Origin of the sequence: Serratia sp. CY38905, assembly GCF_052168875.1 — a bacterium.
Taxonomy (GTDB): domain Bacteria; phylum Pseudomonadota; class Gammaproteobacteria; order Enterobacterales; family Enterobacteriaceae; genus Serratia; species Serratia sarumanii.
Genome location: NZ_JBJNLV010000035.1, coordinates 1 through 7057, shown reverse-complemented (window position 1 = coordinate 7057; position 7057 = coordinate 1). Strand labels below are relative to the sequence as shown.

11 protein-coding genes are annotated in these 7057 nt (G+C 54.6%); all 11 read left to right on the top strand.

Annotation, left to right across the window (positions count from 1 at the left end):
• Positions 1-219: 219 nt before the first annotated feature.
• The 11 genes from ACJ8MK_RS25775 (at position 220) to ACJ8MK_RS25725 (ending at position 6844) form a co-directional block, all read left to right on the top strand.
• Positions 220-762 (top strand): single-stranded DNA-binding protein, encoded by a 543-nt coding sequence (locus ACJ8MK_RS25775; protein WP_004182056.1) that lies wholly within the window; start codon positions 220-222, stop codon positions 760-762.
• A gap of 48 nt (positions 763-810) precedes the next feature.
• Positions 811-1059: a DUF905 domain-containing protein gene (locus ACJ8MK_RS25770; protein ID WP_004182058.1), complete on the top strand. Its 249-nt coding sequence runs from the start codon at positions 811-813 to the stop codon at positions 1057-1059.
• Positions 1060-1128: 69 nt separating this feature from the next.
• Complete coding sequence (locus ACJ8MK_RS25765; protein WP_020323775.1) at positions 1129-3186, top strand: ParB/RepB/Spo0J family partition protein; 2058 nt, start codon at positions 1129-1131, stop codon at positions 3184-3186.
• 44 nt (positions 3187-3230) lie between these two features.
• Positions 3231-3662 carry a conjugation system SOS inhibitor PsiB gene (psiB, locus tag ACJ8MK_RS25760; protein ID WP_013023806.1) on the top strand — a complete coding sequence of 144 codons (432 nt, stop codon included), beginning with the start codon at positions 3231-3233 and terminating at the stop codon, positions 3660-3662.
• The gene (locus tag ACJ8MK_RS25755; RefSeq protein ID WP_020323772.1) at positions 3659-4387 is read left to right on the top strand and encodes a plasmid SOS inhibition protein A; all 729 of its coding nucleotides are present in this window, start codon (positions 3659-3661) and stop codon (positions 4385-4387) included. The genes psiB and ACJ8MK_RS25755 overlap by 4 nt, the downstream gene beginning before the upstream one ends.
• Positions 4384-4710 carry a hypothetical protein gene (locus ACJ8MK_RS25750; RefSeq protein WP_004194231.1) on the top strand — a complete coding sequence of 109 codons (327 nt, stop codon included), beginning with the start codon at positions 4384-4386 and terminating at the stop codon, positions 4708-4710. The genes ACJ8MK_RS25755 and ACJ8MK_RS25750 overlap by 4 nt, the downstream gene beginning before the upstream one ends.
• A gap of 55 nt (positions 4711-4765) precedes the next feature.
• Positions 4766-5140 (top strand): hypothetical protein, encoded by a 375-nt coding sequence (locus tag ACJ8MK_RS25745; protein WP_004182064.1) that lies wholly within the window; start codon positions 4766-4768, stop codon positions 5138-5140.
• Between the two features lie 169 nt (positions 5141-5309).
• On the top strand, positions 5310-5462 hold the full coding sequence (locus ACJ8MK_RS25740; RefSeq protein WP_223362239.1) for a DUF5431 family protein: 153 nt from the start codon (positions 5310-5312) through the stop codon (positions 5460-5462).
• Complete coding sequence (locus tag ACJ8MK_RS25735; RefSeq protein WP_085842394.1) at positions 5407-5529, top strand: Hok/Gef family protein; 123 nt, start codon at positions 5407-5409, stop codon at positions 5527-5529. Before ACJ8MK_RS25740 ends, ACJ8MK_RS25735 begins: the two co-directional genes overlap by 56 nt.
• A 695-nt stretch (positions 5530-6224) precedes the next feature.
• Positions 6225-6497: a hypothetical protein gene (locus tag ACJ8MK_RS25730; RefSeq protein WP_023317525.1), complete on the top strand. Its 273-nt coding sequence runs from the start codon at positions 6225-6227 to the stop codon at positions 6495-6497.
• Complete coding sequence (locus ACJ8MK_RS25725) at positions 6494-6844, top strand: hypothetical protein (protein ID WP_004182068.1); 351 nt, start codon at positions 6494-6496, stop codon at positions 6842-6844. The genes ACJ8MK_RS25730 and ACJ8MK_RS25725 overlap by 4 nt, the downstream gene beginning before the upstream one ends.
• The last annotated feature ends 213 nt before the right edge of the window (positions 6845-7057 follow it).

The following is a 7057-nucleotide window of genomic DNA, read 5'->3' as shown; positions in this document are numbered from 1 at the left end:
CTGCGCTTCATTAGACCGAAAAAAATTTCCCGCTCACCCCCGGACATCTGCACCGGGCCGTGCTCGTTTACGCCCTTGCGGCGAACGGCTCTCAAACGGGTGAAGGTTATATCCAGGGGGCAGGTTCAGCAGGTCCCCGCACAAAGTCAAAACCTCGGCCCCGGCAACTCAACGGGTGATGGTTTTAAAAGGCAAAACAACGGATTAAGGAGATTCATCATGGCAGCACGTGGCGTTAACAAAGTCATTCTGGTTGGACATCTGGGACAGGACCCGGAAGTGCGTTACATGCCCAACGGGGGCGCAGTGGCCAATCTGACGCTGGCCACGTCTGAAACATGGCGTGACAAGCAGACGGGAGAGATGCGCGAAAACACCGAGTGGCACCGTGTTGTCATGTTCGGCAAGCTCGCGGAAGTGGCGGGCGAATACCTGCGTAAAGGCGCACAGGTCTACATCGAGGGCCAGCTGCGCACCCGCAACTGGCAGGACGATGCCGGAGTCACGCGCTACGTCACCGAGGTGCTGGTCGGGCAGAACGGCACCATGCAGATGCTCGGCGGCCGCCGTGAATCCGGAGTGCCTGAGAGCGCCGCGCAGCCGCAGAATCCTGCCACCCCGGCACAACCTGCTCAGGCCGCAGCCAAATCCCCGAAAGCGAAGGGCGGTAAGAAAGGCCGTCAGGATGCCGCCCCGTCTCAGCAACCGCCTCAGCCTCTCCCGGATGATTTCCCACCAATGGATGATGACGCGCCCTTTTAAACCACGATGAAGACGCCCCGTTCAGGCGGGGCAGAAAAGGAGAAACACATGGACCATAACGTTTTGTCCCCGCTTGAATCCCTGCCGGATGGCACGTTTACCCGCGAGCAGGCTCAGGTTGTCGCAGCGCAGTATCAGAATGTGGCGATTGAAGATGATCAGGGGACCCATTTTCGCCTTGTCGTCCGTCATCAGGATGACGGCAGCATGATCTGGCGCGTCTGGAATTTTGAACCGGGCGGCGAGGACATGATGAACCGCTACATCCGGGACTACGGAGTACGCAAAACGAAGTAAGCAGTAAGAAGAAGGCCGGACAGGTGGGCTGTCCGGCAGACATTCATCAATAGCTAAGAGTTATCAATTATGTCTGCAACAGAGTCTAAGGTAAAAACTGCACCGAAAACCAGCAAAAAAACGCTTAAGTCTGCCGAAGCTGAGGCGCTTAAAGTGGCTCTCGATGCCGCACAGGTCGAGTATGTCCCGGTGACGGCACTGGTGAAGTCTCCCCTGAACGTCAGGACCATTCCCTATCCGGCGGAGAAAGTCTGTTCAATGGCAGATTCCATTGAAGCCATTGGCCTGTTGCAGAATCTGGTCGTGCATAACCTCCCGGATGGTCGCTGTGGTGTGGCTGCCGGTGGTCGTCGCCTGAAAGCGCTGCAGCTCCTGCAGAGTGAAAACCGTATCGATGCCGGATATCAGGTGATGGTGAAAAAGGTACCTGATGAACTGGCTGTTGCGGCATCAATGGCAGAAAACGAACAGCAGATGGCAATGCATCCGTCTGAACAGATCGCCGGGTTCCGCACACTGGCAGAGCAGGGGAAAACCCCCGCGCAGATTGGCGATTTGCTGGGGTTCGGTACGCGTCATGTTCAGCGCATGTTGAAACTGACCGAACTGGCTCCCGAAATTCTGGCGGCGCTGGCGAAGGATGAAATCACCACCGAACACTGCCAGGCACTGGCGCTCGAAAGCGATCAGAAACGCCAGGTGGAAGTGCTGGAATCCGCCCGCAAACGGTCCTGGAATAATGAAGTATCAGTTTCCTCGATCCGTAGCCTCATTACCTCAGAAGAGGTTTCCACAAACGGCGACAAATTCCGCTTTGTGGGAGAGGCCGCATTCAGTCCGGATGAAATCCGGGTTGATCTCTTCAGCAGCGAAAACGGCGGCTATGTCAAAAGTGCATCGCTCGATACCGCCCTGCTGGAAAAACTGCAGAACATCGCGGAGCACCTCCGCGAAGCGGAAGGCTGGTCATGGTGTGATGGTCGTCTTGACCCGATTTCACACTACGGGAAGGACACTAAAATCTGGCGCCTGCATGCTGTCCCACCTGTGGAATATACCGAAGCCGAATCAGAACGTCTTGCGGAACTGGAAGCTCTGGAAGCTAAGTATGAAGACGAGAACCCCGGCGTGAATGATGACGTCTTGGCCGGGGCTCTGGAAGCTGTCTGGGAAGAACAGCAGACCATCGCGCACCGGGCAAAACACCGGGCATGGACGGATGAAATGAAGCAATCTGCCGGAGTGGTGGTTTCCTGGACTGGCCAGGAGGTGAAAGTACAGCGCGATGTGGTGCTGTGCGCCGATGAAAAAATGGAGGAGAAGGATGCATCCACCGATCAGGCCCCTGAAAAAGTCGATCCGCTGGACGCCGTCAGTGTCCCGTTGCTGACCCGCCTTTCTTCTGAACGCACACTGGCGGTTCAGGCGGCCCTGTTGCAGCAGCCGCAGAAAGCCGTCGCGCTGATGGTCTGGAAAATGTGTAACTCGGTTTTCCATACCACAACGTCCGTCAAAGAGCCGTTCTGCATTAGCGTGAGTGTGTCGCATTACGCGCTGACCCGTGAAGCACCTGACGGTGAAAACAGCGTTGCGTTTCAGGCCATCCAGTCAGAAAAAGAACGTCTTGAAGCCCTGCTGCCGGAAAACTGGCGAAAGGATATGACCACCTTCTTTACGCTCGATGGCGCAACCCTGATGGCACTGATGGCTTTCTGCACCGCCTGTTCCATAGATGGTGTACAGGGCAAGGATGAATTTGGTCGTAAACACCAGAGTTCGCTGGATGGGGTGGAAAACGCCATTCAGTTTGACCTTCGTGACTGGTGGAAACCGACGGCTGATAACCTTTTCTCGCACATGAAGCTGCCACACATTGTACAGGCACTCTCTCAGACCGGACTGGCTGGCGCAGCACAGGACGCCGCGAAGATGAAGAAAAAGGATGCCGCTGAACATGCAGAGCACTTCCTCTCAAAAATCCGTTGGGTTCCGGAATGGATGACCAGTGCTGACAACCAGAAACAGCTTGCCGCAAAGTCTGAACTCAGTCTGGCAACAAGTCAGAACGATACCGACGCTGATGCCGGCGACGTCACCGACCATAACAACCCGGCCTGCGCCGCCTGATAACGGAGACGCCGCCCTGCGGGGCGGCGATAAGGAGACTGAAAATGAAAACGGTACTGACTCTGGATGTCCTGAAAACCATGTCTTCTGATGAGCTGGAAGACTACCGCGCCGCCGGTGAAGACTTTCGCCGGGAGCTGAGTCACGCTGTCATGCGCGATCTGACCTCACCGTCCGGCTGGTCCGTGAATGCCGAATACCGGTGCGAATTTGGCGGCTTCTTTCCTGTCCAGATCCGTTTTACCCCCCCTCATGGTCACTTTGATGTGGCGGTATGCAGTCCGGGGGAGCTGAATCCTCGCTGGATAGTGGTCTTTGTTACCCGTGACGGTCAGCCGTTCTCTGTCGTTCGCGTGATGGATGCATTCAACCCTGAACTCATCACCCATACTCTGGATCTCATCGAGTGTCTTGACGCCGGTGGCTACTCGTTTGCCAGCATCATCAGCACGCTGTCACAGGAGGGCGCACAATGATCCCGTCATCCAGTGCTCTTGTATCCCTGAAACCAGCCCGTCAGGCAGCGCTGCAGGCCATCATGACGGTGGAAGAGGCTCGCCAGCGCGGCGCACGTCTGCCATCGATGCCACACGTCCGGACATTCCTGCGCCTGCTGACAGGCTGTAGCCGGATTAACAGTGACGTTGCCCGCCGTATTCCTGGCCTTCACCGTGATCCAAAAGACCGCCTTTCCAGCCTGAAACAGGTGGAAGAGGCGCTGGATATGCTTATCTCCAGCCACGGGGAATACTGTCCGCTGCCGCTGACAATGGATGTGCAGGCTGAACTTTTTCCGGAAGTCCTTCATACCCGAACAGTACGAAGGCTAAAACGTCAGGACTTTGCCTTCACCCGAAAAATGCGCCGTGAAGCCCGTCAGGTCGAGCAGTCCTGGTTACTGCGTCAGAACCTGCTGGGACAGGCTGTCACAGAACTGAATTTTCAGTCACCGGAAACCGTCTGCACCTGGTACACCCGGTGGAGCGACGAGTTTGACGCGGCAGAGCTTGCAGCACCGTTCTGGCGCTGGCAGTCGCGATTCGAATCGCTGAAGGAACTTGACTGGCTTCGCATCAGCGGTGAGCCGCTGTATGCAGTGATGTACGAAATTCCGTTTATTGTCCGGGAAACACCTGAGCATATTCGTGTTGCTGAACGCTGGCAGGTGCCAAATAAGCTGGCTGATCGGAGTGGTGTATGAAGTGGCGCTATTCTCTGCGCTGGAAACTGCCGCACAGGCCCTGCCCGGGTCCACAGGAACTGATTTCCGTTGTCGTGGAGGCAGGGCAGGCGGCACCTGAAGAGGTGATGTCACGCTGGGTGGCTGGCTCAGGTTACGCTGTATGCGTGGATTTTCTCGGCCAGAAACAGATCCAACGCTGGAGCGATGAACGGAAAGCAGCGGTGAGAAGGCGCAACATGCAGGCACGTATTAATCGTGTTGCCCCTTTGTTTGCCGACGAGTTAATCGAGCGTGAACTGGCTGCGCGTCCGGAGTATTTCAATGGCAAGTCCGCCCGATGAATAAGTACAATGCTGTCTGACAACTCAGATGGCCAAATACAAGGAAAGCAGAACTATGAGGTACTGGTTGCTCGTTATCTTAATGAACGTGCTGTTCTGGTTGATCGTGAAGCATGTTGCTCCGGAATGGTATGGTTCCCCTGGTTATTATGCAGGCCAAATCATCTGCACACTAATAGCTGCGGTCATCACATGGCGTGATCCGCCTGACTGGTTAGATGGAATCCTGCTCGGCGTAATAAAATTCGGCGTTCTGATTGCCGGGATTATATTCTTTGTCTGGGGCATCGGGTACAAGCTGGCATTCTGGGGGCAACATGATCCTAATACCATATATGCAAGTGCAAACGATGTTATTTTGCCTAATCTTGCGCTGGGCACGGGCGTCTTGATCGCGGGATGGGTATACATTAGATATTTAAAGCGCTAAGCAGCATAAAGCGTGGATATACCTGGTAAGAAATAGCACCGGCCCGGTATAATCGACGTGGCGCTTGAGGCTTTTTGCCTCATGACGTGAAGGTGGTTTGTTACCGTGTTGTGTGGCAGAAAGCAGAAAGCCCCGTAGTTAATTTTCATTAACCCACGAGGCCCACTGAATGTCTAGTCAACACCAGTATGGCCTCTTACCGTGCAATTTGCAAGGAGGAGTAAACCATGAAACTACCGCGAAACGCCCTGGTCTGGTGCGTATTAATCGTCTGTTTAACGCTCTTGATATTCACATGCCTGACCCGGAACCGCTTATGTGAAGTCCGGCTAAAGGACGGGAACAGGGAGGTCGCGGCAAGCCTGGCTTACGAATCCAACGGTAAGTAGCAACCTGGAGGCGGGGAATACCCCGCCTTTTCAGGGCTGCGTTGGTCTGACATGCCTGAAGCGCCTTTATGAAGGGGGTGCCGGTTCGCCGGTAGCCCCTTTTTCCTGCTTACAGGAAAAAAAAACCGCACGGCAGGCGGGCAAAATGCTTTCACCTACCTACAACACGGATTCAATGAATCGCAAGTCACATTAACACCCTTCATTCACCGTAACACCCTGTCATCAGTGTGAAAAAAAGAGCGATTGATTGTGAACATTTGGGTTCTGGTGATAAGTTCGCTCTGTAGCGTAGCCCTCTTTACGGAGGGGTGGAAACAGCAACGGCAGAGTTAAAAGTCCACGAGTCAGTGAGGCTGTCCAAAGGCTCCCCGGGGAAATCCGGCGCTACATCAGGTTGCATAGCACTTAACCCGCCCTCCGGGCGGGTTTTCCTTCCGGAAACGTGCTGTAATACCTTTTATGTGCAATGCGCGGTTTCTACTTTCCTGATAAATCAGTCGCTCGGTCTGTCAGGTGATACCGCAGTTCATTCCTTGAATGATCCAGTGTTTTTTGCCTGCTATTTTAGCAGGCTTTTTTTTGTTGATTATGTATGACATCTGTCATACAGTTGATTGTGTAATGAACAGCAATTTTTCCACTTAACTCAGTGAGGCGAAGCGCAGTCGCGGGTGAGCCAAAGGAGAGCCAGCATGAACTTCACGATAAAATCCCGTAAAACCGGCGAAATTTTCAGTTTTTACGCACCCGAGAGTGGCGGTTATGTCCACCTGGAGTCCCCGGGACACTCTGGTAACACAGGTGCTCAGATTTGCTGTGGTGGAGGGTTCATGGGGAGTACGCTTTCCTGTGGCGCTTCTGAGGACGATCTGGCCAGTGTTGCCCGTAAATGGTACCGACAGTTCGTGAGGGAGCGGCGCAAATTCTTAATTATGTCGGGCCAGTATTCTGAGGATAACCCATGAAAAAAGAAATCTCCCGCAACCCCTCTTTCACGCCTTCGCCTAAGCTGCGAGCACATCTGAACTCCCACAGGGAAGGGGTGACTGAAAGGCTGAATAATATCTTTGATCGCTATGCGCATCTGGTTCGGGTCTGTGCCCTTCCTCTCGATGACGACGAAACACAGGTTCTGCTTAATGTGCTGAGTGGCTCCGTTGTGGAACCCGCCTTTATTGAATATCTGGCTCAGGAAATTCGGGACTCGGATGATTATCTGGAAGGGATACCCGCAGCTAAATCACTGTACGAAAAGTGTCAGTCAGCGACCTATCCGCAATTGCTGGCCACCGTCGAACGTCTGGAACGATAAGAAAGGCATAACAACACTGGACCCCTTCGGCTCCTGGCCAGCTGCGCTGTCCAGTCGTCGAGCCACACTCCGCCAGGGCAGCTGCTGCGCACCTGCCGGGCTCCGCCGAACCCGCTACGCGCTTTCGGGCCTGACGGCTAGTGTCTGATGTCTGAGGTCAAAGTCAACGGCAGCGCTTGCTGCGGCCGTTCCGGCCGCGCCGCTTTCACCGTG

Excerpts from the sequence above, each read along its gene's own strand:
- ACJ8MK_RS25730 (WP_023317525.1), top strand. The coding sequence starts at position 6,225 with ATGAACTTCACGATAAAATCCCGTAAAACCGGCGAAATTTTCAGTTTT.
- ACJ8MK_RS25725 (WP_004182068.1), top strand. The coding sequence starts at position 6,494 with ATGAAAAAAGAAATCTCCCGCAACCCCTCTTTCACGCCTTCGCCTAAG.
- ACJ8MK_RS25770 (WP_004182058.1), top strand. The coding sequence starts at position 811 with ATGGACCATAACGTTTTGTCCCCGCTTGAATCCCTGCCGGATGGCACG.
- ACJ8MK_RS25775 (WP_004182056.1), top strand. The coding sequence starts at position 220 with ATGGCAGCACGTGGCGTTAACAAAGTCATTCTGGTTGGACATCTGGGA.
- ACJ8MK_RS25765 (WP_020323775.1), top strand. The coding sequence starts at position 1,129 with ATGTCTGCAACAGAGTCTAAGGTAAAAACTGCACCGAAAACCAGCAAA.
- ACJ8MK_RS25755 (WP_020323772.1), top strand. The coding sequence starts at position 3,659 with ATGATCCCGTCATCCAGTGCTCTTGTATCCCTGAAACCAGCCCGTCAG.
- ACJ8MK_RS25740 (WP_223362239.1), top strand. The coding sequence starts at position 5,310 with ATGTCTAGTCAACACCAGTATGGCCTCTTACCGTGCAATTTGCAAGGA.
- ACJ8MK_RS25750 (WP_004194231.1), top strand. The coding sequence starts at position 4,384 with ATGAAGTGGCGCTATTCTCTGCGCTGGAAACTGCCGCACAGGCCCTGC.
- psiB (WP_013023806.1), top strand. The coding sequence starts at position 3,231 with ATGAAAACGGTACTGACTCTGGATGTCCTGAAAACCATGTCTTCTGAT.
- ACJ8MK_RS25745 (WP_004182064.1), top strand. The coding sequence starts at position 4,766 with ATGAGGTACTGGTTGCTCGTTATCTTAATGAACGTGCTGTTCTGGTTG.